At 31.8% G+C, this 26,190-nt stretch carries 25 protein-coding genes; all 25 read left to right on the forward strand.

Annotated features, from left to right (window positions below; genetic code table 11):
- Nucleotides 1-12: 12 nt before the first annotated feature.
- Nucleotides 13-1,698 carry a gamma-glutamyltransferase gene (gene ggt / locus V5J73_RS08080; protein ID WP_338644832.1) on the forward strand — a complete coding sequence of 562 codons (1,686 nt, stop codon included), beginning with the start codon at nt 13-15 and terminating at the stop codon, nt 1,696-1,698.
- Between the two features lie 94 nt (nt 1,699-1,792).
- Entirely contained in the window at nt 1,793-2,461 is a 669-nt protein-coding gene (locus V5J73_RS08085) for a DNA alkylation repair protein (RefSeq protein ID WP_338644834.1), read from the forward strand.
- Between the two features lie 42 nt (nt 2,462-2,503).
- On the forward strand, nt 2,504-4,288 hold the full coding sequence (locus V5J73_RS08090) for a chloride channel protein (protein ID WP_338644836.1): 1,785 nt from the start codon (nt 2,504-2,506) through the stop codon (nt 4,286-4,288).
- Nucleotides 4,289-4,375: 87 nt separating this feature from the next.
- Nucleotides 4,376-7,210 (forward strand): excinuclease ABC subunit UvrA, encoded by a 2,835-nt coding sequence (uvrA, locus tag V5J73_RS08095; protein ID WP_338644838.1) that lies wholly within the window; start codon nt 4,376-4,378, stop codon nt 7,208-7,210.
- A 116-nt stretch (nt 7,211-7,326) separates the two neighbouring features.
- Nucleotides 7,327-8,055 (forward strand): LOG family protein, encoded by a 729-nt coding sequence (locus tag V5J73_RS08100; protein ID WP_338644840.1) that lies wholly within the window; start codon nt 7,327-7,329, stop codon nt 8,053-8,055.
- A 190-nt stretch (nt 8,056-8,245) separates the two neighbouring features.
- Nucleotides 8,246-10,993 carry an aminopeptidase gene (locus V5J73_RS08105; protein ID WP_338648605.1) on the forward strand — a complete coding sequence of 916 codons (2,748 nt, stop codon included), beginning with the start codon at nt 8,246-8,248 and terminating at the stop codon, nt 10,991-10,993.
- Between the two features lie 186 nt (nt 10,994-11,179).
- On the forward strand, nt 11,180-13,588 hold the full coding sequence (locus V5J73_RS08110) for an alpha-ketoacid dehydrogenase subunit alpha/beta (protein ID WP_338644842.1): 2,409 nt from the start codon (nt 11,180-11,182) through the stop codon (nt 13,586-13,588).
- Nucleotides 13,589-13,716: 128 nt separating this feature from the next.
- Nucleotides 13,717-13,974 (forward strand): hypothetical protein, encoded by a 258-nt coding sequence (locus tag V5J73_RS08115; protein ID WP_338644844.1) that lies wholly within the window; start codon nt 13,717-13,719, stop codon nt 13,972-13,974.
- A 222-nt stretch (nt 13,975-14,196) separates the two neighbouring features.
- The gene (locus V5J73_RS08120; protein WP_338644846.1) at nt 14,197-14,874 is read left to right on the forward strand and encodes a peptidoglycan DD-metalloendopeptidase family protein; all 678 of its coding nucleotides are present in this window, start codon (nt 14,197-14,199) and stop codon (nt 14,872-14,874) included.
- A 2-nt stretch (nt 14,875-14,876) separates the two neighbouring features.
- Nucleotides 14,877-15,353, forward strand: a complete 477-nt coding sequence (locus tag V5J73_RS08125; RefSeq protein ID WP_338644848.1) for a hypothetical protein — start codon at nt 14,877-14,879, stop codon at nt 15,351-15,353.
- A gap of 289 nt (nt 15,354-15,642) precedes the next feature.
- Entirely contained in the window at nt 15,643-16,005 is a 363-nt protein-coding gene (locus V5J73_RS08130) for a cupin domain-containing protein (RefSeq protein ID WP_338644850.1), read from the forward strand.
- A 219-nt stretch (nt 16,006-16,224) separates the two neighbouring features.
- Nucleotides 16,225-16,776 (forward strand): helix-turn-helix domain-containing protein, encoded by a 552-nt coding sequence (locus V5J73_RS08135; protein ID WP_338648606.1) that lies wholly within the window; start codon nt 16,225-16,227, stop codon nt 16,774-16,776.
- Nucleotides 16,777-16,881: 105 nt separating this feature from the next.
- Nucleotides 16,882-18,825: a PAS domain-containing hybrid sensor histidine kinase/response regulator gene (locus tag V5J73_RS08140; RefSeq protein WP_338648607.1), complete on the forward strand. Its 1,944-nt coding sequence runs from the start codon at nt 16,882-16,884 to the stop codon at nt 18,823-18,825.
- Nucleotides 18,825-19,259, forward strand: a complete 435-nt coding sequence (locus V5J73_RS08145) for a response regulator (protein WP_338644852.1) — start codon at nt 18,825-18,827, stop codon at nt 19,257-19,259. The genes V5J73_RS08140 and V5J73_RS08145 overlap by 1 nt, the downstream gene beginning before the upstream one ends.
- Nucleotides 19,260-19,464: 205 nt before the next feature.
- Nucleotides 19,465-19,659: a hypothetical protein gene (locus V5J73_RS08150; RefSeq protein WP_338644854.1), complete on the forward strand. Its 195-nt coding sequence runs from the start codon at nt 19,465-19,467 to the stop codon at nt 19,657-19,659.
- Between the two features lie 351 nt (nt 19,660-20,010).
- A complete protein-coding gene (locus V5J73_RS08155) occupies nt 20,011-20,484 on the forward strand; it encodes a Dps family protein (RefSeq protein ID WP_338644856.1) in 474 nt (157 codons plus the stop codon).
- Nucleotides 20,485-20,892: 408 nt separating this feature from the next.
- Nucleotides 20,893-21,150 (forward strand): hypothetical protein, encoded by a 258-nt coding sequence (locus tag V5J73_RS08160; RefSeq protein ID WP_338644858.1) that lies wholly within the window; start codon nt 20,893-20,895, stop codon nt 21,148-21,150.
- 170 nt (nt 21,151-21,320) lie between these two features.
- A complete protein-coding gene (locus V5J73_RS08165) occupies nt 21,321-21,542 on the forward strand; it encodes a hypothetical protein (RefSeq protein ID WP_338644859.1) in 222 nt (73 codons plus the stop codon).
- 128 nt (nt 21,543-21,670) lie between these two features.
- On the forward strand, nt 21,671-21,919 hold the full coding sequence (locus V5J73_RS08170; protein WP_338644861.1) for a DUF2383 domain-containing protein: 249 nt from the start codon (nt 21,671-21,673) through the stop codon (nt 21,917-21,919).
- A complete protein-coding gene (locus V5J73_RS08175; RefSeq protein WP_338644863.1) occupies nt 21,909-22,127 on the forward strand; it encodes a hypothetical protein in 219 nt (72 codons plus the stop codon). The genes V5J73_RS08170 and V5J73_RS08175 overlap by 11 nt, the downstream gene beginning before the upstream one ends.
- 64 nt (nt 22,128-22,191) lie before the next feature.
- On the forward strand, nt 22,192-22,980 hold the full coding sequence (locus V5J73_RS08180; RefSeq protein ID WP_338644865.1) for an MlaE family ABC transporter permease: 789 nt from the start codon (nt 22,192-22,194) through the stop codon (nt 22,978-22,980).
- Between the two features lies 1 nt (nt 22,981).
- A complete protein-coding gene (locus V5J73_RS08185; protein ID WP_338644867.1) occupies nt 22,982-23,761 on the forward strand; it encodes an ABC transporter ATP-binding protein in 780 nt (259 codons plus the stop codon).
- A gap of 18 nt (nt 23,762-23,779) precedes the next feature.
- A complete protein-coding gene (locus V5J73_RS08190) occupies nt 23,780-24,664 on the forward strand; it encodes an MlaD family protein (RefSeq protein WP_338644869.1) in 885 nt (294 codons plus the stop codon).
- A 200-nt stretch (nt 24,665-24,864) separates the two neighbouring features.
- Nucleotides 24,865-25,629 carry a DUF4382 domain-containing protein gene (locus tag V5J73_RS08195; RefSeq protein ID WP_338644871.1) on the forward strand — a complete coding sequence of 255 codons (765 nt, stop codon included), beginning with the start codon at nt 24,865-24,867 and terminating at the stop codon, nt 25,627-25,629.
- 165 nt (nt 25,630-25,794) lie between these two features.
- A complete protein-coding gene (locus V5J73_RS08200; RefSeq protein ID WP_338644873.1) occupies nt 25,795-26,013 on the forward strand; it encodes a hypothetical protein in 219 nt (72 codons plus the stop codon).
- The last annotated feature ends 177 nt before the right edge of the window (nt 26,014-26,190 follow it).

Here is a 26,190-nt window from a genome sequence, read left to right on the forward strand (position 1 = left end):
TATTGTATTCGAATGAAAAAAATTGTTATTCTATTGAGTGTTCTTTCTATTGGTTGCAAAACCCAAAATGCAGTGGTTCAACCCACAGGACTTGTTGCTAATGAAGCAATGGTCGTTTCGGCACGCGAAGAAGCTTCCAAAATTGGAGTTGAAATAATGAAAAAAGGCGGTAATGCTTTTGATGCAATGGTGGCAACCGAATTGGCTTTGGCTGTAGCCTACCCTTTTGCAGGAAATCTTGGCGGTGGCGGTTTTATGGTGTACCGAAAAGCAAATGGCGAAATTGGTTCTTTGGATTACCGAGAAAAAGCGCCATTAGCAGCTACAAAAGATATGTTTCTGGACGATAAAGGAAATGTCATTAAAGGAAAAAGTACTGAATCTCCACTAGCTATTGGAGTTCCCGGAACGATTGCAGGTGTTTTTGCAGTTCATGAAAAATTGGGTTCATTACCCATTGAAGAAATTCTGAAACCTGTAATTGAGTTAGCAGAAAGAGGTGTTATTGTTACCAAAAAACAAGAAGACCGATTGGCTGCATATCGAGACAAAATTATAAAAGTAAATGGCAACAAAACATTATTTGCAACTGCTTTCAAAGAAAATGATGTAATCAAATATCCTGCGCTGGCAGGTACTTTAAAAAGGATTTCAAAAAATGGCAGAGATGAATTTTACAAAGGCGAAACTGCTAAAATATTAGTCAAATACCTTCAGGAAAAAGGAGCGATAATCACCTTAGAAGATTTGGCAAAATACGAAGCTAAATGGAGAACGCCACTCACTTTTGATTATAAAGATTTAAAGATAATTTCTATGCCTCCACCCAGCAGTGGCGGAATATGTCTGGCTGAAATATTCAAAATGATAGCGCCTTTTGACTTGGCTAAAATGGGACATAATTCAACAGAAGCCATTCAAGTTATCGTAGAAGCCGAAAGAAGAGCGTATGCCGACAGAAGTTATTATCTGGGCGATCCTGATTTTGTAAAAATCCCTTTGAAAGCTTTAATGGCAGATGATTATTTGAAACAACGAATGTCAAATTTTAGTTTTAAAAAAGCGACTTTATCATCGGAAATAAAAGAAGGAAAAGTAACGTATAATGAAAGTACAGAAACTACCCATTATTCAATTGTAGATCAGTTTGGAAATGCAGTTTCGTCTACTACTACCTTAAACGACGGTTATGGTTCTAAATATTATTGTGATGAATTAGGCTTTTTTCTCAACAACGAAATGGATGATTTCAGTGCCAAACCAGGTGAACCCAATATGTTTGGATTAGTAGGAAATGAAGCCAATAGCATTGCACCAAAAAAACGAATGTTGAGTTCCATGACACCAACTATTTTAGAGAAAAACGGAAAATTATTTATGGTAGTGGGTTCTCCTGGGGGTTCTACGATTATCACATCGGTGTTGCAAACGATATTAAATGTTTACGAGTATAGTTTGAGTATGCAGGAAGCGGTTAACGCTCCCCGTTTTCACCACCAATGGTTGCCGGATTTAATCACTTTTGAGCCTAATACTTTCGACACTAAAACCTTCGAAACCTTGAAATCAAAAGGATATCTTATCAATGAAAAAACGACTCCCGTAATAGGAAAAGTGGATGCAATTTTGGTCTTACCAAATAAAAAAATCGAGGGTGGTGCTGATTTTAGAGGAGACGATAAAGCCGTAGGATTCTAAAAAAATCTATCAGACTTTAAACAGATAAAAAAATTAGGAAGTAGATTTTATATTTACTTTTTCAAATTTGAATTTTGCCATTGATAATGTACTTATGAACTTTATACTTGCCTTAGAAACCGCTTTTAAGCAAAATAGGAATCCAGAAAATGCTTTTGCGATGGCAAAATACCTGAAAAACAACTTTCCTTTTTTTGGAATAAAAACCGAACAGAGAAGGCATATTTTCAAGGGAATTTGGAAAGAAAACAAAGAAGAAGTTTCAGCAAACGCAAAGGAAATTGCATTAGCTTTATATTCCAAACCAGAGCGAGAATTTCATTATTGTGCCATTGAAATTTTAATTAAAGAACTCAAGAGAAATTATAAAAAAGAAGACATTCAACTGATTGAAAAACTGATTAATCACAATTCTTGGTGGGACAGCGTGGATACAACAGCAAAATACATTTTAGGTGAATATCTGTTGGAATTTCCATTGGAAACTAAAAATGTGATAGAACGATTTTCAGAATCAGAAAATATGTGGCTAAACCGAAGTGCTATTTTATTTCAGTTAGGTTATAAACAAAAAACGAATGCTGATTTTTTATTCTCTGAATGTATAAAACAAGCGCATTCAAAGGAATTTTTTATTCAAAAGGCAATTGGTTGGGCGTTACGGGAATATGCGAAATCAAATCCTGAAACTGTAACAGCATTTGTAAAAAGGAGTAATTTAAAGCCATTAAGTACAAAAGAAGCGTTGAAAAATATGTCTTAAGATTAAAATAATAGTAATTTTGCATCCCCTTTAAAAAGTATCATGTTCAAAAAATATATTTCGAAATTAGAAACCATAATAGCTTTTGCGCAATCCATGTTGACGCCAAAGCAGTTCATATTTTTATCAGCAGTTTTAGTTGGTATATCATCAGCGTTTGCAGTAATTGTTCTAAAAACTTTTGCGCATTGGGTATTCTCATTTGCTACGTATGTCAGTGGAATTTTGAAATTGGGCTTTATCAATAGTATTCTGCCCATAATTGGTATTTTACTAACAGTTTTAGTTATTAAGAAAGTTTTGGGAGGAACCATCCAAAAAGGAACTTCACAAATTTTATATGCTGTAGCCAAAAAAGCAAGTATAATTCCCAAAAAGCAAATGTATGCTCAAATCGTAACTAGTTCCCTGACAGTTGGTTTAGGAGGTTCCGCAGGTTTAGAAAGCCCAATTGTAATTACGGGAGCTGCTTTCGGATCTAATTATGCCCAAAAATATAAATTGAGTTATAAAGATAGGACACTTCTTATAGGTTGTGGTGTTGCTGCAGGAATCGCAGCAGCTTTTAACGCTCCAATTGCAGGAGTATTATTTGCTGTTGAAGTACTCTTGGTAGATGTTAGTATTGCAGCATTTACACCCATCATGATAGCAGCAGCAACTGGAGCCTTAGTTTCTGTAATAGCATTGAATGAGGAAATCTTATTATCCTTCAAACGGCAACAAAGTTTTGATTATCATAATATTGCTTTCTACATTCTTTTAGGTTTATTTACCGGATTTATTTCGGTTTACTACTCTCGTAATTTCCAGAGAGTGGAACATTTTTTTGCAAGACTCAAATTATCTCCTTATAAAAAAGCATTATTTGGGGCTTCCATTTTAGCGATACTTATTTTTATATTTCCGACACTTTTTGGAGAAGGATACGAAAGTATTAAAACTTTATCAGAGAATGATCCTGGGAAATTATTAGAAAACACATTATTTAGTGGTTTTAGAGACAATAGTTGGGCTTTATTAGCATTTGTTGGTTTGACCATGATGCTGAAAGTTTTTGCAACTGGAATTACTTTAGGCAGTGGTGGTAATGGAGGAAATTTTGCTCCTTCCCTATTTCTGGGCTCTTATGTTGGTTTCTTTTTCTCTAAATTTTTAAATCTGACGGGACTTACTAAATTGCCTGTTAGCAATTTCACATTGGTGGGAATGGCAGGAATATTAAGTGGTTTGTTTCATGCTCCTTTGACTGCTATATTCTTGATTGCAGAAATTACAGGTGGATATAACTTGATGATTCCACTTATGATTGTAGCTTCAATTAGTTTAGCAATTTCTAAACGATTTGAAAAACATTCTATGGATGTAAAAAATCTAGCACAAAAAGGACACGCGTTCACTAGTAATAAAGATACTAATGTACTTTCAACATTAGAAACGAGTTCTATAATTCAAACAGATTTTCTAACGGTAACTCCTAATGAGAATCTAGAGAGACTGGTAGATTTAATTTCTCATTCCAATCAAGTTATTTTTGCAGTCGTTGATACTGAAAAAAACTTATTGGGTGTAGTTCATTTTAATGATATTCGAGAAATAATATTCAATTCATACCGAGTAAAATATACTTTGGTAAAGGAAATAATGATTGCCCCCGCAGAAATAATTTCTCCAGATGACAGCATGGAAATGGTGATGAATAAGTTTGAAAAATCAAGAAAAGCGTTCTTACCTGTTCTCAAAGAAGGCAAATATTATGGTTTTATTTCTAAATCTATTGCGCTGGAAGCCTATAGAACCAAATTAAAATCAATGACGATTGAATAAATTTTAATCTTTCTTTTAACACAAACTTCTAAACTGTTGTATCGAAAGAATAAATCAAAATGGTAACTTTGCATTTTGCAAAAAATTATGCTAGACAAAGACAATACCATTGAAGTTCAAGGTGCTCGCGTACACAACTTAAAAAATATAGACATTTCGATTCCTCGTGAAAAACTGGTAGTAATTACTGGTCTTTCTGGTTCTGGGAAATCTTCCTTGGCTTTTGATACCATTTATGCCGAAGGGCAGCGCCGTTATGTAGAAACTTTTTCTGCTTATGCGCGCCAATTTTTGGGTGGTTTAGAGCGTCCTGATGTTGATAAAATTGACGGACTTTCTCCCGTAATTGCTATTGAACAAAAAACGACTAGCAAAAGCCCACGGTCGACTGTGGGAACCATAACTGAAATTTACGATTTCCTGCGTTTGCTTTATGCGCGTGGTGCTGATGCCTATAGCTACAACACCGGTGAAAAAATGGTTTCCTACTCTGATGAGCAAATTAAGGATTTAATAATTCAAGATTTCGCAGGGAAAAGAATCAATATTTTGGCACCAGTTATCCGAGCTCGTAAAGGACATTATGCAGAACTTTTCCAACAAATTGCGAAGCAAGGTTTCCTTAAAGTTCGCGTAAACGGAGAAGTGCTGGATATTACTTTAGGAATGAAATTAGACCGTTACAAAACACATGATATCGAAATTGTTGTGGACAGAATGGTTATTGAAGATACTGCTGACAATGAAAAACGTTTAACAGAAAGTATCAATACGGCCATGCATCACGGAGAAAATGTGTTGATGGTTTTGGATCAGGATTCAAACGAGGTTCGGTTTTTTAGTCGGAATTTGATGTGCCCTACGACTGGAATTTCGTATCAAAATCCAGAGCCCAATTTATTTTCTTTCAATTCGCCAAAAGGTGCTTGTGACCATTGCAACGGTTTAGGAACCGTTAACGAAATTAATACTAAGAAAATTATTCCAAATCCAAAACTATCTATAAAAGCAGGAGGTTTTGCTCCTTTGGGCGAATATAAATCTTCATGGATTTTTAAGCAATTGGAGATCATAGGTGAAAAATATGGTTTCAAATTGACGGATGCTGTATCAACCATTCCGGAGGAAGCCATGGAAATGATCTTGAATGGAGGAAAAGAAAAATTCACCATCAACTCCAAAGATTTAGGTGTTGCCCGAGAATACAAAATTGATTTTGAAGGGATTTCGCATTTTATCAAAAACCAACATGATGAGAGCGGTTCCACAAGCATAAAACGTTGGGCCAAGGAATTCATGGACGAAATAAAATGTCCAGTTTGTGAAGGTTCTCGTTTGAAAAAAGAAGCACAGTTCTTTAAGATTAATAAAAAAAACATTACCGAATTGTGCGATATGGATATTTCGGATTTGACCGCTTGGTTTCTTGATTTAGACAACCATTTATCTGATAAACAAAAGCGTATCGCTACGGAAGTAATCAAAGAAATTAAGGATCGATTGAACTTTTTGATGAATGTAGGTTTGAATTATTTAGCTTTAAGCCGAAGCTCCAAATCACTTTCCGGAGGTGAAGCACAACGCATTCGATTAGCCACGCAAATTGGTTCGCAGTTGGTTGGAGTTTTGTATATTTTAGATGAACCGAGTATTGGTTTACACCAAAGAGACAATGAAAAACTAATTCATTCCCTAGAGCAATTGCGCGATATAGGAAACTCTGTAATTGTGGTAGAACACGACAAGGACATGATTGAACGTGCCGATTATGTGATTGATATTGGACCAAAAGCAGGAAAATACGGAGGCGAAATCATCAGCAAAGGAACACCTGCAGAAATCTTGAAACATCATACTATTACAGCGATGTATATGAACGGCGAAATGAAAATCGAGGTTCCTGCAAAGCGCCGTGAGGGAAATGGGAAGTTTTTAAAACTGACTGGTGCAACAGGAAATAACTTGAAAAATGTTTCGATAGAATTGCCTTTAGGTAAAATGATTTGCGTAACCGGAGTTTCGGGAAGTGGAAAATCGACTTTGATTAATGAAACGCTCTACCCTATTTTGAACGCGTATTATTTCAACGGTGTCAAAAAACCACAACCCTATAAAAAAATAGAAGGATTGGAACATATCGATAAAGTGATTGATATTGACCAAAGCCCTATTGGGAGAACACCACGAAGTAATCCGGCAACATACACAGAGGTTTTCACCGAAATCAGAAATCTGTTTACAATGACTTCCGAAAGTATGATTCGGGGATATAAAGCGGGTCGTTTTAGTTTTAATGTCAAAGGCGGACGCTGTGAAACCTGCGAAGGTTCTGGTGTACGAACCATTGAAATGAACTTTTTACCTGATGTTTATGTAGAATGTGAAACCTGTCAAGGGAAGCGTTTTAACAGAGAAACATTGGAAATTCGATATAAAGGAAAATCCATTTCGGATGTGCTGAATATGACGGTAGATGAAGCGGTACCGTTTTTTGAAATGATTCCGAAAATTTACAGAAAAGTAAAAACCATTCAGGATGTTGGTTTGGGCTATATTACACTTGGCCAACAAAGCACGACACTTTCCGGTGGTGAAGCACAACGTATTAAACTGGCCGGAGAATTGTCTAAAAAAGATACAGGAAATACGTTTTATATTTTAGACGAACCTACAACCGGATTGCACTTTGAAGACATCAGAGTATTGATGGAAGTAATTAACAAACTGGTTGATAAAGGAAATACAATATTAATTATCGAACACAATATGGATGTTATCAAATTGGCAGACTACATAATCGACATTGGTCCTGAAGGTGGAAAAGGCGGTGGACAACTTATTGCCAAAGGAACACCAGAAGAGGTGGCTAAAAATAAAAAAAGCTATACTGCGCAGTTCTTGAAAAAAGAATTACTTTCGTAATATTGAGCCATAGCCCAGATAGCAGTGAAAATCATTATGAGCCGGGGTTCGGCGCATAAGATTGAAACGAATAGCTAGAGGTTGCTCCAAAAAAAATAAGATTTAAAATAAAGAAAATGAGATTAGAAGATTTTGACAATGACGAGGATAAAGTTATCCAAGACAGACTAAAAAGAAAGACCTGGAACGAAATAAGAACAAATGACAGTTGGGCGATTTTTAAAATCATGGCCGAATTTGTAAACGGTTATGAAAGTATGGGACGCATAGGTCCATGTGTGAGTATTTTTGGTTCTGCACGAACAAAACCAGAAGATAAATATTATTTACTTGCCGAAAAAATTGCTTATAAAATCAGTAAAGCGGGTTATGGTGTCATTACTGGCGGTGGTCCTGGAATTATGGAAGCAGGTAATAAAGGCGCACACCTTGGCGGCGGTACATCGGTGGGATTGAATATTGAATTGCCTTTTGAGCAACATTTTAATCCGTATATTGACAATGATAAAAACTTAAATTTTGATTATTTCTTTGTTCGAAAAGTAATGTTTGTTAAATATTCACAAGGATTTGTGGTGATGCCAGGAGGTTTTGGAACGATGGATGAATTGTTTGAAGCGATGACTTTGATTCAGACTAAAAAAATTGCTAAGTTCCCAATTATTCTTGTTGGAACGAGTTTTTGGTCCGGATTAATTGATTGGATTAAAACAGTTTTAATAGAAAAAGAGCATACTGTAAGTGCCGAAGATTTGAATTTATTCAAAATTGTAGACACTGAAGATGAAGTGGTCGATGTATTAGATAAATTCTATAAAAAATATGATTTAACTCCGAATTTTTAACAAAAAAGCTGTCTAATAGACAGCTTTTTTTATGTTAATAAGGTAGATTTTATAGTGTTTTGTTCTAAAAAAAAGTATATTTATTTTTTAATAAAATCAATATCAGAATTTGAACTCCTATTTTAAAATTGCAATTTATGCGTTTGTTTTATTAGTTTCGATAAAACAGCATGCACAACATCATTCTAAAATGAGTGTTGAGTTGAATTCAAATAACAAAACTGTGGCAATTGAACAAGAAATTACTTTTTTCAATCAGTCTAATGATACATTATCAACGATAGTTTTAAATGATTGGAACAATGCATTTTCTGATAAAAACACACCATTAGCCAAACGCTTTTCGGATGAATTTTATAGAGGTTTTCATTTAGCAAAAGAAGAAGAACGTGGAAGCACGAAAAATGTCTCTATTTTAGATGAAAATAAAGAAGTTTTATCATGGAAAAGACCAGATAAAAACCCTGATTTAATTGAAGTTAGACTAGCCGAAAATTTACTTCCGAATCAGAAAATTATTTTACATCTGACTTATCTCACTAAAATACCAAGTGATAAATTCACAAAATACGGATACAATACTAATGGAAATATCAATTTAAAAAACTGGTTTCTTACACCTACACGTTATGAAGACCATGATTTCATACGATACAGCAATACTAATTTAGATGATATCGCCAATGCTTATTCGGGTTTTGAAATTGATTTAAAAATACCTAAAAATTTAGAAGCTATTACTGATTTAAAGAGTAGTAAAATAACAACTAACGAAGCTTTTACAACATATAAATTATCAGGGAACAGCAGGACAAATTTCGGTCTAATTATAGAGCCAAAAAGCTATTTTGAAAGTTTTAAAAATAGTACCGTTGAAGTACTCACTAATTTAAAAAACAACAAATTAGATGCAATTCAAAAAGCGATTGTAATAGATCGTGTGGTGAATTTCACAAACGATTTAATTGGAAAATATCCACATGAAAAAATTATTGTTTCGCAAGCAGACTACGAGAGGAATCCTTTTTATGGTTTAAACCAACTTCCAGCATTTATTAGTCCATTTTCGGACGAATTTCTTTTTGAAATTAAATTTCTAAAAACCTATTTAAATGAATATCTAAAAACAAGTTTGCAATTAGACCCCAGAAAAGACAACTGGATATATGATGGTTTGCAGGTTTATGCCATGATGAAATACATGGATGAAAATCACCCAAACACAAAAATGATGGGAAGCGTATCGAACATCCGACTCTTGAAGAGTTTTAATATTGCTAATATTGGTTTTAATGATCAGTACAGTTATTTTTATATGCTAATGGCTCGGAAAAATCTAGATCAAACGCTTGGAGATCCAAAAAACACTTTGATAAAATTCAATGAACAAATAGCCAGTAAATATCGTTCCGGATTAAGTATTCGATTTTTGGATGATTATTTACAAAATGGTGCTGTCCCTAAAAGTATCAAACAATTTTACAATCAAAATCAGCTCAAACAAGTTTCCAGAACTGATTTTGAAACCATACTTAAATCAAATACCGATAAAGACATTAACTGGTTTTTTAATACCATAATTAATTCCAGATCTATTATTGATTATAAATTTTCTAGTGTTAAGAAAACCAATGACAGTATCACTTTTTCAGTAATAAACAGAACTGGAACTCCTATTCCAATTCCAGTTTATGGTACAAAAAAAGGCGCAGTTGTTTTTAAACAATGGCTGGATATTGAAGAATGTGACAGTACTTTTACGATTCAAAGAAATGGAGCCGATAAAATTATTTTAAATTTAAAGAATGAAGTTCCTGAATATAATTTGCGAAACAATTGGAAAAAACTAGACGGCTTTTTTCCAAATAATCGTCCCGTTAAGTTTGTTTTTTTTAAAGATTTAGAAGATCCCTATTACAACCAAGTTTTATATGTTCCCTCTATATATTACAATTTATATGACGGAATAACTCCCGGATTACGATTGCATAATAAAACAATTTTAGACAAGCCTTTTACATTTGATATCAATCCGTCCTACTCTACTAGATCAAATAATTTATCCGGAATAGCTTCATTTGTAGTCAATCAAAATTATCGAAACAGTACACTTTATAATGTAAAATATTCTTTTAGTGGCTCTTACTTTCATTATGCACAAGATGCTTCTTACCTTAGATTAAATCCTATGGTGCAAATGAGAATTAGGGAACCCAATTTTAGAGACAACAGAAAACAACTGATCCTTTTAAGACAAGTTATTGTAAATAGAGAAGAAAGCGATTTTACAATGGACAATGCTCCATCTAGATATTCCATTTTTGATGCACGTTATATAAATACAAAAACAGAAGTAACCAATCATTTTAATTTCAGTTCAGATCTTCAAATCTCAGAGAAATTTGGAAAAATAAACGGCGAAATAGAATACAGAAAGCTTTTTGAAAACAATCGACAAATTAATTTGCGATTCTATGCGGGAAGTTTTTTATACAATAAAACAGAATCTGATTTTTTTAGTTTCGCCTCAGACAGACCTACGGATTATTTGTTTGATTACAACTATTTTGGGCGTTCAGAAAGCACTGGTTTTTACAGCCAACAATTCATATTGGCAGAAGGAGGTTTTAAATCAAAAATGTATACTCCCTATGCAAATAGATGGATCACAAGTTTAAATGCAAGTGTTAGTATTTGGAATTGGATAGAAGTTTATGGAGACATCGGTTTTATAAAAAATAAAAACCAAAATGAAAAATTTTTATATGACAGCGGCATTCGTCTCAATCTGGTTACCGATTACTTTGAGTTGTATTTTCCGGTATATTCAAATAATGGATGGGAAATTGCACAAAACAATTATAACGAAAAAGTACGCTTTATAGTTACTTTTTCACCTAAAACATTAATCAATCTTTTTAATCGAAAATGGTTCTAATCCAATATTATTTTCATTATTTATTGAATTATTCTTAGTAATTAGCATTTAAAATTACACATAGTAAAAAAATAAAGTTCTTTTAACTAGAATAAATTGAAAAAATTAAATTCTATTTCTTTCAATGTATTATGAAAATAGCTAGTTTTTAAGTAAATTTGCCACACAAAGTTATACTTTTCAATTATGATAAAAGAAAAAACCAATACTACATTGACATTTGAAGATTTCAAAATCGAAGTGCTGAATGACTATAAATTAGCCATAGTTAGCAGAGAATGCAGTCTTTTAGGACGTAAAGAAGTATTGACTGGAAAAGCTAAATTTGGCATTTTTGGTGATGGAAAAGAAGTACCGCAACTAGCCATGGCGAAAGCATTCAAAAATGGTGACTTCCGTTCTGGATATTATCGTGATCAAACTTTTATGATGGCTATTGGAGAATTAACGGTACAACAATTTTTTGCCGGTCTATATGGTCATACCGATATTGAACAAGAACCAATGTCAGCAGGTAGACAAATGGGCGGTCACTTTGCCACTCATAGCTTAAATGAAGATGGAAGTTGGAAAAACTTAACAAAACAAAAAAACTCAAGTGCTGATATATCGCCAACAGCAGGACAAATGCCTCGTTTATTAGGACTTGCGCAAGCGTCAAAAATATACAGACAAGTTTCAGGAATACCAAATGCAACTAACTTTTCTATTGAAGGAAATGAAATTGCATGGGGAACAATAGGAAATGCAAGTACATCTGAAGGATTGTTTTTTGAAACCATAAATGCTGCAGGTGTCTTACAAGTTCCTATGGTTATGAGTGTTTGGGACGATGAGTATGGAATTTCAGTACATGCAAAACACCAAACTACAAAAGAAAACATTTCGGAGATTTTAAAAGGATACCAAAGAGAAAAAGGAAGTAATGGTTATGAAATCCTAAAAGTAAAAGGTTGGGATTATGCTGACTTAGTTGCTACTTACGAGAAAGCTGCTGATATTGCACGTGAAAACCACATTCCAGTTTTGATTCACGTAAATGAATTGACGCAACCTCAAGGACATTCTAGTTCTGGTTCCCACGAAAGATATAAAAACGCAGACCGATTAGCTTGGGAAAGAGATTTTGATTGTATTCGTCAAATGAAATTGTGGATGATTGCTATCAATATTGCTTCACCAGAAGAAATCGATGCTATTGATGCTCAAGCAAAAAAAGATGTATTAGAAGGTAAAAAAGCTGCTTGGAATGCTTTTATTGAACCAATAGTTGAAGAACAAAAACAACTCATTGCATTATTAGAAAAAATAGCGGAGACCAGTAAAAATAAAGATAGAATTTTAAACTATACAGCTGACTTAAGTGGTATAAAATCACCTTTGAAAAAGGAAATTTTAGTGGCGGCACGTAAAGTTTTGCGTTTAATTTTAAATGAAAACGGAAAAGAAGAATTGTCTCAATGGATTAGTTCTTACGCACAAAAAACACAAGAAAAATTCAGTAGTAACTTATTTTCTGAAACAGACTTAAATGTCTACTCAGTAGAAAAAGTACTACCATCATACTCAGAAAACGCAAAAGAAGACACAGATGGACGCATGATTCTTCGTGACAATTTTGATGCAATTTTTACCAAATATCCTGAAACCTTAATTTTTGGTGAAGACGCAGGAGCTATTGGTGATGTAAATCAAGGTTTAGAAGGAATGCAGGAAAAATATGGAGAATTACGTGTTGCCGATGTGGGAATTCGTGAAGCAACCATACTAGGTCAAGGAATTGGAATGGCACTAAGAGGCTTACGTCCTATTGCAGAAATTCAATATTTAGATTATTTATTGTACGCAATTCAAATCATGAGTGATGATTTAGCTACATTAAGATACCGTACTGTTGGAAAACAAAAAGCGCCATTAATCATACGAACACGTGGCCATCGTTTAGAAGGAATTTGGCATTCTGGTTCTCCAATGGGAATGATCATAAACGCGATACGAGGAATCCATGTATTGGTTCCAAGAAATATGACACAAGCAGCCGGATTTTATAACAGTTTGTTAGAATGTGACGAGCCCGCTTTAGTAATCGAATGCTTGAATGGGTACCGATTAAAAGAAAAAATGCCTTTGAACTATGGAGCATTCAAAACTCCTATTGGGGTTGTGGAAACTTTGAAAGAAGGAGCTGATATTACACTTGTTTCATATGGATCAACATTGCGTTTGGTGCAACAAGCTGCAAACGAGTTACTAGAAGTTGGTATTGATTGCGAGATTATCGATTTACAATCATTACTTCCATTTGATGTCAATCAAGATGTAGTGAAAAGTATTGCTAAAACAAATCGTCTATTAGTTATTGACGAAGATCTTCCTGGTGGAGCTTCGGCTTATATTTTACAACAAATTATTGAGCAACAAGATGCTTATGCTTATTTAGATAGTAAACCACAAACTTTAACTGCAAAAGAACACAGACCAGCTTATGGAACAGACGGAGACTACTTCTCAAAACCTTCTGCAGAAGATATTTTTGAAAAAGTCTATGCTATGATGAATGAAGTAAATCCTTCAAAATATCCAAGTTTATATTAAAATTAAGTGATTTATAAAGTAGTATCCCAATCGTAACTGATTGGGATTTTTATATTATGTCAAATTCTGACTCACATCAATCAAATAAAACAGTATCTTGTACATCAATCCATTATAAAAAAAATAAAATGAAAAAAGTATCATTGTTTTTAGGAATACTATCACTACTTGCGATCGTTTCCTGCAAGAAAAAAGAAGAAACACCAGTTCCCGCAACACAAACTGAGACTTCGAGTGAGGCAACTACAACTGTTACTACTGAGGCAAAAGATAGCACATCTATAAAAGTAGGGACAGATGGTATAAATGTGACTACTAAAGATGGAAAGACTAAAACTAGTGTAGAACTTTCCGGTGGTGAGGCTAAAGTTGAAATCAAGAAATAATCTCACACTCTATTTACTAATGAGTTTGAATGCCAATAGGACAGATTCTATTGGCATTTTTTATTTTATTATTTTAGAAATATTTAAATTTTGATAATTCATAATATTCAGCTAGCTATAGAAGCTGTTTTTTCACAATTAAAAGTTATAATGCCCGCTTAAGTCTTTTATGTTTCCCTTTTTTATTTTAAATTTAGGATTTATAAAAAATTAACACCAATTATGACAGTACTGGAAACTATATTAAAAGACATCCAAAATGTAAAAGTAATAGACAAATCAATAGATTACGACCAATACATTCCTTTGGATTTATCTATTAAAAATGAAAATTTTACAAAACATACTATTGAAAATTCAATTGATTTTGAAAATTACATCGAAAATTATTTAAGTGAAAATAATGGGAAAGTAGCTTTTGGTGGTTATAATGAAATTAGAAATTTGTACAAACGAAGTGATATTTTTAACGATTCTAAAACGGAAGAAAGAAATATCCATATTGGCTTAGATTTATGGATTAAAGCTGGAACTCCAGTATTAGCAGCACTTAATGGATTTGTGCATAGTTTTAATTACAATACTGGTATAGGCGATTATGGCCCAACAATTATCTTAGAACATAAAATAGAAAATCAAAAATTTTATACTTTATACGGACATCTTTCGTTAGAAAGTATTAACGATATTGAAATTGGTACTATTTTCGAAAAAGGGCAACAAATAGCAACTTTAGGAGATGCATCCGTAAATGGAGATTACGCACCTCATTTGCACTTTCAGATTATAGAAGAAATTTCAAATACCTTTGGCGATTATCCTGGGGTTTGTAGTGAAAAGGACTTAAAACAGTATTTAAAGAACTGTCCAGATCCGAATATCTTATTAAAAATTATATGAATATGAAAAAAATAATTATTGTCTTTAGTATTCTACTGCTTATTGGATGTAAATCAAAAAAGGTTGTTGTTGCTCCTGAACCGGAAAAGGTTAAAATTGAAAAACTTGGTCTGTCAGAAGTGAACGAAAGTCAAAAGAGTAAAGCGTATGAATTAGGAAAAAGAGTCTTAATGACTTGTAATACCTCTAAATTCAAACCCTTCAACCAAAGTGAGGCTACAGCATCAGTAATTAATAATACTACTGAAGAAAGACTAACTAAAACCTGTACCAGATTTCGCCAATATTATGGTACTTTTATTGATCTTCAATTAGTTGAAATCTATAAAAACAATTTTGACGGAACAACAATTTTTCGCTACAAAGCATTGTATTCAAAAAAAGTAGCCAATAAGGAACTTCGTGTTTCAATGAATCAAGAGAATAAAGTTTCGGCTATTAAATCATTAGATTGGGCAAATCCTTTCTCGATGAAATAATTTTAAATAAAAACGATTCCTATTTACGCTCCCTTTTATCCCCAAGGGAAAGCCTCTTTAATCCATTTTTGGACTAAAGAGGCTTTTGTAATTTATCACCTATAGGTTTTAATATTGAAATAAAATATTTCGTTTATAAACATCTTTGCTTTTTCCAACAAATTATTGGCTTGGTTATTGAATATTTATACAAAAAACAAACTCTTTTAAACATTATATAACAAAATTGACATTAAAGCGAGTACCTTCACAAAATTTAAATTTATAGCTAAGCAATTAAATAGCCAATATGCAACATAAAAATACCCCCATAGATAATTCTGACTTAACAAAAGCTGAATCACACATCATAGTTGAAATCATACAATACATACCAAATGCAGTTTTAAGTAGAACTATAATAAAAAAAACTACCGGAAACATTACGGCTTTATCATTTGATGCAGGTGAAGAATTATCAGAAAGAACATCTCCTTTTGACAACTACATCCAAATAATTGATGGAACTGCTGAGATTTTTATAAATGAAACAAAACATTTACTAAAATTAGGTGAAGGAATAATAATTCCCGCTCACTCCACACATTCATTTAATGCAAGTGTACAATTTAAAATGATTTCAACAACTATAAAGAGCGGCTATGAAAATTAATAATACTTCTATAATAGCATTATTAAGCCATTTTTTTCAAAAAAATAATGCACTATGTCCTACAACTTACTACTAACAATAATTACCATTTAGCCGTATCTTACATGGATATATTTCTAATTCAGTGTTCATTAGAATATATAATGTAACTTTAACGTGAAAAAAAAATAATTTTTCTAAAACGTAAACGAAATATCTTTGAAACTATACATAAAATACATGGTAAGTAATCGCTGCAAAATGGCGGTTAAAGAAGAGTTAAAAAAACTCCAATTGCACTTCATGGTTGTTGATCTAGGCGAAGTCGAAATCATGGAAAACATTTCGATGGACCAGAGACAACAATTAAAAATTGCACTTTTAGACTCTGGTCTAGAATTAATGGATGATAAAAAATCCATGCTGATCGAAAAGATTAAGAATGTGATTATTCAAATGGTGCATCATTCAACAGAAAATATAAAAATTAATTTTTCTGATTATCTGAGTCAACAACTAAATCATGACTATACCTATCTCTCCAACTTGTTTTCAGAAGTACAAGGAACTACTATTGAGCAGTTTATAATTTCCCATAAAACAGAGCGAATAAAAGAATTGATTATTTATGGTGAATTAAACATCACTGAAATCGCATGGAAAATGAACTACAGTAGTGTAGCACATTTATCCAGCCAGTTTAAAAAAGTTACTGGCCTCTCTCCTTCTCATTTTAAACAATTAAAAGATAAAAGGCGAAGCCCTATTGAAGAAATTGGCAATTTAAAATAAAAAAGAAATTCGAATCAATTTTATAAAAAAATAGAAATTATAAAAAATCAAGAATCACAATACGCTAGAAGTCTCATTGAGGCTAGTTTAGACCCATTAATTACAATAAATACTGAAGGGAAAATTACCGATGTAAATCAAGCCACAGTAAATATTACGGGATTAGATCGAGGTCATTTAATTAACTCTGATTTTTTCAGTTATTTTACTGAAAAACAAAAAGCACACGAAGTATATCAAGAAGTTTTTGAAAAAGGTTCAGTAGCTGATTCTCCGCTAACACTTCGTCATAAAGAAGGTAAACTAACGGATGTGTTATTCAATGGTTCCGTTTATAAAGATGATAAAGGAAATGTACTGGGAGTAGTAATTGTAGCTCGCGATGTAACAGAACAAAATAGAATTGCCTCAGAGTTAATAGAAGCTAGAGTATTTGCTGAATTAGCCACTGAAATTGCCGAAGAAGCTAAAATAAATGCTGAAAATGCGACTATAATAGCTGAAAATGCAGTAAAAGCAAAGCAACAATTTTTGTCTAATATGAGCCATGAAATACGTACGCCGATGAACGCGATTATCGGTTTTACTAAAGTGGTTTTAAAAACAGATTTGACAGAAAAACAAAAAGAATATTTAAACGCAATTAAAATAAGTGGTGATGCTTTAATCGTTCTTATAAATGATATTCTTGATTTAGCAAAAGTGGATGCCGGTAAGATGACTTTTGAAAAAACACCTTTCAAAATGAAATCTTCTGTTTCTGCAATGCTTCATTTATTTGAAACAAAAATTCAAGAAAAAAATTTAAAATTAATTACGGAATACGACAGTAAAATTCCTGAGGTTCTAGTAGGCGACCCTGTTCGTTTACACCAAATTGTTTTAAACTTAGTAAGTAATGCTGTAAAATTTACTACAACTGGAAAAATTACAGTAAGTGTACATTTATTGCATGAGGATGATGATAAAGTGGTTATAGAATTTGCTGTAATTGACACAGGAATAGGTATTCCAGAGGAAAAAATTGGGAAGATATTTGAAAATTTTCAACAAGCCTCCAGCGGTACATCAAGAATATATGGAGGAACAGGATTAGGCCTAGCCATAGTAAAACAATTAGTAGAACCGCAAGGTGGAAATATTAGAGTAAGAAGTACCGTTAATGAAGGATCTACATTTAGTTTTACTTTAAGTTTTCAAAAAACAAATGCCGATGCTGAATTAGAAAATGAACTATTAGAATTAGATACTGAAATAAAAAATATTAAAGTATTAGTAGTTGAGGACATACCTCTTAATCAATTGCTAATGAAGACATTATTGGATGATTTTGGATTTTCCAGAGATATTGCCGAAAATGGAAAAATAGCCATTGATAAATTAAAAGAAAATGATTACGACATCATTCTTATGGACTTACAAATGCCTGAAATGAATGGATTTGAAGCTACAGAATACATTCGTACAACAATGAATTCTAAAATTCCTATAATTGCATTAACGGCTGATGTTACAACTGTGGATTTAGCCAAATGCAAAGCGGTAGGAATGAATGATTATCTAGCAAAACCAGTTGACGAAAGACTATTGTATAGCAAAATTGTTGGAATATTAAAAAAGCCAAAACTTGAAAAACTTAGTGCTAAACTAAATGAGACCATAGAGGATACTAACTCTAAAGAGAAAAAAATAAAATGTATTGATTTGATTTATTTAAATCAACGGACAAAATCAAATCCTACCCTAATGATGGAAATGATTTCCCTGTATTTATCACAAACTCCGTCGCTAATCAATACTCTAAAACAAAGTTTACAGGATAAAAACTGGCAATTATTAGGTGCCGCAGCACATAAAATGATACCATCTTTTGCCATAATGGGAATGAATTCCAACTTTGAAAATATGGCCAAAAAAATTCAGGAATTTGCAATTGCACAAGAAAAACTGGAAGGAATAGATGACCTAGTGCTACAACTTGAAGAAATTTGTTTACAAGCATGCCAAGAATTACAAGAAGAATTTAATATAATCAAAAAGACCATATAATGAAAAATGATACTAAAATAAAGATTTTCCTAGTAGATGATGATGCCTTATTTTTAAAATCTTTAGAAATTGAATTTTTAGAAAATGCTGATTTTATAGTAGAGACTTTTTCTACCGGAGAGCTTTGCATCGCAAATATAAATAATAATCCAGATGTTGTAATTTTAGATTATCAACTAGATGGCATTGTTGAAAATGCCATGAACGGAATTGAAACATTGGATAAAATAAAGGCTTTCAATCCTGAAATTCCAGTAATTATGTTATCGTCTCAAGACAAAATTGAAGTTGCCATAAACTGCATGCACCATAAAGCTGTAGACTATGTTGTGAAAAGCGAAACTGCTTTTGTTCGCTTGCAAAAAATAATTACTTCTGTTTTTAAATTTCAAAAAATGGAAAAGGAACTAAATTGGTACATGGATAGAATGTAGTTTTTTTAGTGTGTGAATGATATAACTTTTGTTTACAATTATGTAACTCTTTTAGAGTTTAACCGAATTACCTTTGCTTTGTAATCAACTCAAATACAAATATTTGAAGTTAATTAAATCAAAGGTATTTCTTTTTTTATTAAGTAGGCTTTGAAAGTTAAATATGAAAATCAATCACAATATCAATCCTTAAAAAAACAAAAAAATGAATCTTAAAAGAATCTTTGGAGCATTACTTACAGCACTTGGAATAGGTGGTCTTATTTATACTGCAGTATTATTTGCTGAAACATCTGGCGACATGACAGATGTCAAGTCATTAATTATTTACGGTATTCTGGGTGTTATTTTCTTCTTTTCTGGAATCAGTTTGGTTCGTACTACAAAAGACGAATCATAAAATAAAATCGATATAGCTTACAATACCAATAACCGCTCTCTTCTTTCTTATAGTCGAGAGCGGTTATTTGCGTTATATAAAAATTCCATAAATGAAGAGTAAACTAAATCAATTCAATCACTTTAAAACACACATGACACTCATTTAAAGCGCATTAAAATGTAGTTTTCCGCCAAGGTGTGAATCATATAACTTATTTTTAAAATCTTGTAATACTTTTAAAAAGGAATAAAATCACCTTTGTATTGTGCTTATTCTTTATTAATGATTGGACATCGTTTAAATCCTGTCAAAAAAAACTAATAATAAAGTCTTATTAGAATATCGATTCAATCATAAAATATAGAAAATATGAAACTACAAATTGGAATTACACAAGAACATTTAAAAAATAGTATTTCAATCCTATCTTCAATTTTAGCGAATGAAATGACATTATATGTTAAATTAAGAAAATTTCATTGGAATGTTTCAGGTGAAAGCTTTATGGAATTTCACAAATTATTTGAGGGTCAATATATAGAACTAGAAGCTTCTATAGATGAAGTTGCAGAACGCATCAGCAAATTAGGTGGAAAAACTATTGGAACAATGAAAGAGTTTTCAGATTTGACCATAATCAAAGAGTCACCTAATCATTACCCATCTCAAAAAGAAATGGTTAAAGAATTATTAGAAGATCATGAAATAGTTATCGTACAACTCCGAAAAGATGTTGATACCAGTTCTGAAGAAAATAAGGATGCTGCAACCGCTGATTTCCTTACTGGTTTGTTGGCTGCACATGAAACAATGGCTTGGACATTAAGACGATATTTAGAATAATAAAAAAATACAAACAAATGGAAAATCAGGAAAACGAAGTGTATTCAGCTTCAAAAAGTCATTGTAGGGTTGGTAAAATAACATCTAAAAAAATAGAAGAAGAGCAATCTACAACAAATAAAGCTTTATAAAAATAGTAAAATTAGGTTAGTTTTTTTTGGGTTTGGTTAAGGGCTATTGTTTCTACAATAGCCCTTTTTGGTAGTGAGATTTATGTTTTAATGAAAGATTCTTTTTCTTTTTTTACCCCAATTAATTCAGTTGACATTCCTATTTAGAAACATGTAAATTATATAATATTTTTGCAAATTAATATAATATTTTTTTAGATTAAATAGCTGAAATTTAAATAATTGTAATTCATTAATTATAAAAACAGTTTCAATACATAATACTAAAAAAATAAGTATGAAAACAACAAAAAAATTAGGCGTTTGGATGGATCATAACATGGCTCATTTAATGGAATTTACTTCTAAGCATTTTGAAATAGAAACTATTGAATCAAAACTTAATGATCAAGAAAAAATTGAAAGTATAGTAAAATCAGATAATTCAAATTTCATCAAAGAGAAAAAACAACTTTTTGATTACTACAAGAGAATCGGAGAAGCCATAAAAAATTACAAACGCGTAATTCTATTTGGGCCAACTGATGCAAAATAGAACTCTTTGATCTTTTAAGTGAAGACATCCGTTTTTTAAAAATAAAATTCGAGATTAAAGAAACTGATAAAATGGATGAAAATCAGCAACATAATTTTGTCAAAGAATACTTTTCAAGAGAATAATAAAAATCTTTAATTGATTTATCCATAACCTTAAAAAAAACAAAAATGAAAACAAAAACCATAGGATTAGCCATGATTATTTTAGGAATAGTTATGCTATTGTACACCAGTTTTAATTATGTAACAACTGAAAACGTAGTTGATATTGGACCACTTCAAATCAATAAGGAGGTAAATCATCCTGTAAAATGGTCTCCAATTATAGGAATTATACTTGCTGTTGGAGGTGTTGTTTTAATTGTAGCAAGCAATAAAAGAGAAGCTTAATTCTGACGTTAGTTTTTTTTTTAATTCACTGAATGTGTGAATAATGCAACATTAATCAATAGTTATATAACACCTTCACTTACATTCATGACGACCTTTGTATAGTAGTCAATTTAAAATAGAATACTATGAATAAAGAGAAATCAATTGTTGTTTTAAATAATCTTATTGAAATCAATAATGATAGGATTCTGGTTTATGAAACTGCAACAGTAGCAACTGAAGAAAGTGATTTAAAAAATTTATTTTCTGAATGCCAAAAAACAAGTGAAATTTTTAAATCAGAACTACTAGAAGAAGTTCAAAAAATGGGTGGAAGTCCTGTTGATAAAATTAAAAAAAAACAGCTTTTTTATAAGGCTTTGGATGATTTTTAAAGCAAAACTTATTGACAAAGACAGAGAAGATATTTTAAATACTATTGAATACAAAGAATTTGTAACCATAAAAAGCTACAAAGAAACATTGGAAAATAATTTTGATTATCTAACCACTGAACTTCTCATCATCGTCAAATCCCAACAAATTTTATTAACTGCGCATCATGCCAAAGTTAAAAAATTAGGGGATTTGATACTATCTTAAATCAAGAAAACTCTTCTAGTTTATTTTAGTCCATTTCAATTTGCATCCATAAAAACAATGAATAATGAATAGTATAATAGCCAAAAAAGAAAGTCTTACAACGTACTTGAAAGAAACGTTCAATGATGTAGGCAGCATTACATTATTTACAATTCGTTTTTTTAAAGAAGTGATAAAACCTCCTTATGAAATCAAGGAATTCATAAAACAATGTTACGTTATTGGGTATAAATCTTTGCCCTTAGTTACCATCACTGGCTTTATAATGGGCTTAGTGCTTACGTTACAATCAAGACCTACATTAGCCAAGTTTGGCGCCGAATCCTGGTTGCCGAGTATGGTTGCATTATCACTAATTAGAGAAATAGCACCTGTGATTACTGCATTGATTTGCGCAGGAAAAGTTTCATCTGGTATTGGCGCTGAGTTAGGATCTATGAAAGTAACCGAGCAAATAGATGCAATGGAAGTTTCCGCAATAAATCCCTACAAATATTTAGTCGTTACAAGAATTTTAGCCACGACGCTTATGATTCCGTTATTAGTAATTTTTGCAGATGGCATTGGTATTATTGGAGGATATGTAGGTATAAATATTCATAGTGATGTTAATTTATATCGCTACATCTCTCAAGTTTTAGAAGCCATTACATTTTTAGATATTTTTCCAGCGACTATGAAAACTTTTTTCTTTGGCTTTTTTATTGGAATGATTGGCTGTTATAAAGGGTTTAATGCTGCTAATGGAACTGAAAGTGTTGGTAAAGCAGCAAACTCTGCAGTAGTTACCGCGTCTCTTACCATATTTATTATTGATATGCTTGCTGTACAACTAACTGATTTATTTTTCTAAAATGAGACAAGAAACAACAACAATAAAAGCTCCTACCCCTATTTCTAAAACGAATAATTCAGTAATAGAAATAAAAGAACTTCATAAATCCTTTGGGAGCAATGAAGTGCTAAAAGGTGTTACTTTCAGTGTTAATAAAGGGGAAAATTTAGTGGTTTTGGGTAAATCAGGTTCGGGTAAGTCAATAACCATAAAATGTTTAGTTGGTTTATTGATTGCTGATGAAGGTGAAATCCATGTATTTGGCACAGATATAACAAAATTAGAAAACAATGAACTTAATGAAATTAGAGTTCGCATTGGTTTTCTTTTTCAAAATGCTGCGCTATATGATTCCATGAGTGTTCGAGAAAATCTAGGATTTACATTGAAACGCCATGCTAAAGATTTATCTGCTGGAGAATTAGAAAGTGAAATAAAAGACGTTTTAGAAAGTGTAGGTTTGAGTGAAGCAATTGATAAAATGCCTTCGGAATTATCTGGGGGAATGCGAAAAAGAATTGGTCTTGCTAGAACTCTAATTTTGAAACCAGAAATAATATTATATGACGAACCTACAACTGGATTAGATACTATAACTTCTAGAGAAATCAGCGAATTAATACTAGAAATTCAGAAAAAAAATAAAACATCATCCATTATTATCACTCATGACATGGCTTGTGCAAAATACACTGCTGATCGATTGGTGATTCTAAAAGATGGCGTCATACATACTGAGGGAACATACCCAGAATTAGAAAAAAGTGAAGACGAATGGGTTCGTTCTTTCTTTATATAACCAATAAAAGAATAAAAAATGAATAAAGAATCAGGATACCAATGGAAATTAGGAATGTTTGTCATTATCGGTTTAGTACTTTTTGTGACAACAATATATTTTGTTGGAAAACAGAAAAATTTATTTGGTGCTACATTTGAATTGAATTCAAAATTTAATTCGGTAAACGGACTTGAAGTAGGTAATAATGTTCGCTTTTCTGGAATTAATATTGGTACAGTGGAGGAGATTGAATTTCTTACAGATACTTCAGTAGTTATTAAATTAGTTATAAAAGAAGAAGTTCGTAAATACATCAAAAAAGATGCTATTGCAAGTATAAGCTCAGACGGTTTAATGGGCGATAAAGTGCTCACAATATCTTCTGGTAGAGACTCTAATGTTATTGTAGAAGACAATGATAATATCGCTTCAAAGCAAGCTATAGAAATGGATGATTTAATGGTTAGCGTTAAAAAAAGTGTAGATAATGCAGGTGTTATTACAGCTCAACTTGCTCAGTTTAGCTATAGCATGAATAACGGAAATGGCGCTTTATCTAAACTAGTCTCGGATGAGGAATTTGGAAATAGTATAAAAAATATGGTTACTAACCTGGAAAATAGCTCCAACGAATTTGAAAAGTTTACAGTAAAAATGAATAATGGAAAAGGGGCACTTTCAAAATTTGTAACTGACGAGAAGATGGGAAGAATGATTGATTCTACCTTAACTAATGTAAAAAAAGGAACAGAAGGGCTCAATGAAGTTATTGAAGCTGCAAAACATAATTTCCTTTTAAGAGGCTATTTTAATAAAAAGAAAAGAGCAGAAGATAAAAAACTAGATGATTTAGAAGATCAGGAAGAACTAGAAATGAAGAAAGAACTAAATATGGGTGTAAAATTTGATACTATAAAATAATTTTTTACAAATAACTATAGCTATCAAGAACTTGAAACAGATTTTAAAAAACTGGCTATATTAAGAAAATACTTGTTTATAAGTGACTGAAAGTGAAAATTCTACAACTTAATAGTAAAGTAGTATAACATTTGATTTTGGAGTACATAGTACCTTTACAAAACTATACAATTATTTTGAATCCCTAAATTTAAATGAAAATGAAAAAAATGAAATTTATCTTGTCTTTCATCATGCTTGGATTATTAATTTATTCCTGTAACAATGATGATACCAATGCTAGTTATCCTTATGCTGTAAGATTGACTGATGCACCCGGCCCTTACGACGAAGTGAATATAGACCTCCAAGGTGTAGAAGTAATAGGAGATGATGGTAAAACTATAGCATTAAATGTAGAAAAAGGCATTTATAATTTACTAGAATTATCTAATGGTGTAGATGCATTAATTGCGACTGATTCACTAGAAATTTCTTCCGTGAAACAAATAAGGCTTATTCTTGGTGCAGCTAACACGGTAGTACTTGATGGTGTAAGTTATCCTTTGAGCACTCCTAGTGCTGAACAAAGCGGTTTAAAACTTCAAGTTAATCAAACGCTTCAAGCAGGAATTTTATATACTGTTCTTTTGGATTTTGATGCTAACAAATCGGTAGTTAAATTAGGAAATGGAGGATATCAATTGAAACCCGTTATTCGAACTATAGAAAAACCAATTAGCGGTTCCATAAAAGGTAAAATCACTCCAATAGGAACAATGGCAGTGGTTGAAGCTACTTCATCAACAGCTGTAAGTTATACAAGTAATGTTAATGAAAACGGTGATTTCTTAGTTATGGGACTTCCTCCTGGAATCTACACTATTACTATAACTCCTGCGTTACCGTTATTACCTATAACAAAAACGGATATAGAAGTTACAGCCGGTATCACTACTGATATAGGAGCATTTATCATACTATAAAGATCATAATATGCTTTTTTTTTTAATTCAAAAAAGCTTTTACAAAACATTCAGTTCCATAAAAATCATTAAAAACATCATTTTACCTTGCGATGTTTTTAATGATTTTATTTTTTAAACTCCAATAAAAGTACCGTTCTAAAATAAACCTAAAAAATAACTCACATGAAAACTGAAAAAGAACTCAATGACGCTATTCTAAAAATAACATTGAAAATACAAAATGATTATCCTGAATTATCTAAGTACTTATCAGAGATTCCTGTGACTATACCAAATATTTCAAATCCTGAAATAAATAATAAAGCACTAACTAATTATTACGAATCTTTAGAAAACATATTGGAAAAATACATTCCAAATCATATCGATAATTCAAATTAATAAAATTATTTATTCTCATTACCACTAAAGAACAATTAAATCATTTCATACAAACCAATTTATTTTTCATTTTTTATATAAAATCAGTGAATAAAACAACTAATTATAAAAGTTATGCAACTGATTTTATCGGTAAACACCTCAACTTTGTAAAGTGAATATTATTTCACATACAAT

Origin of the sequence: Flavobacterium sp. KS-LB2 (assembly GCF_036895565.1) — a bacterium.
GTDB lineage: Bacteria > Bacteroidota > Bacteroidia > Flavobacteriales > Flavobacteriaceae > Flavobacterium.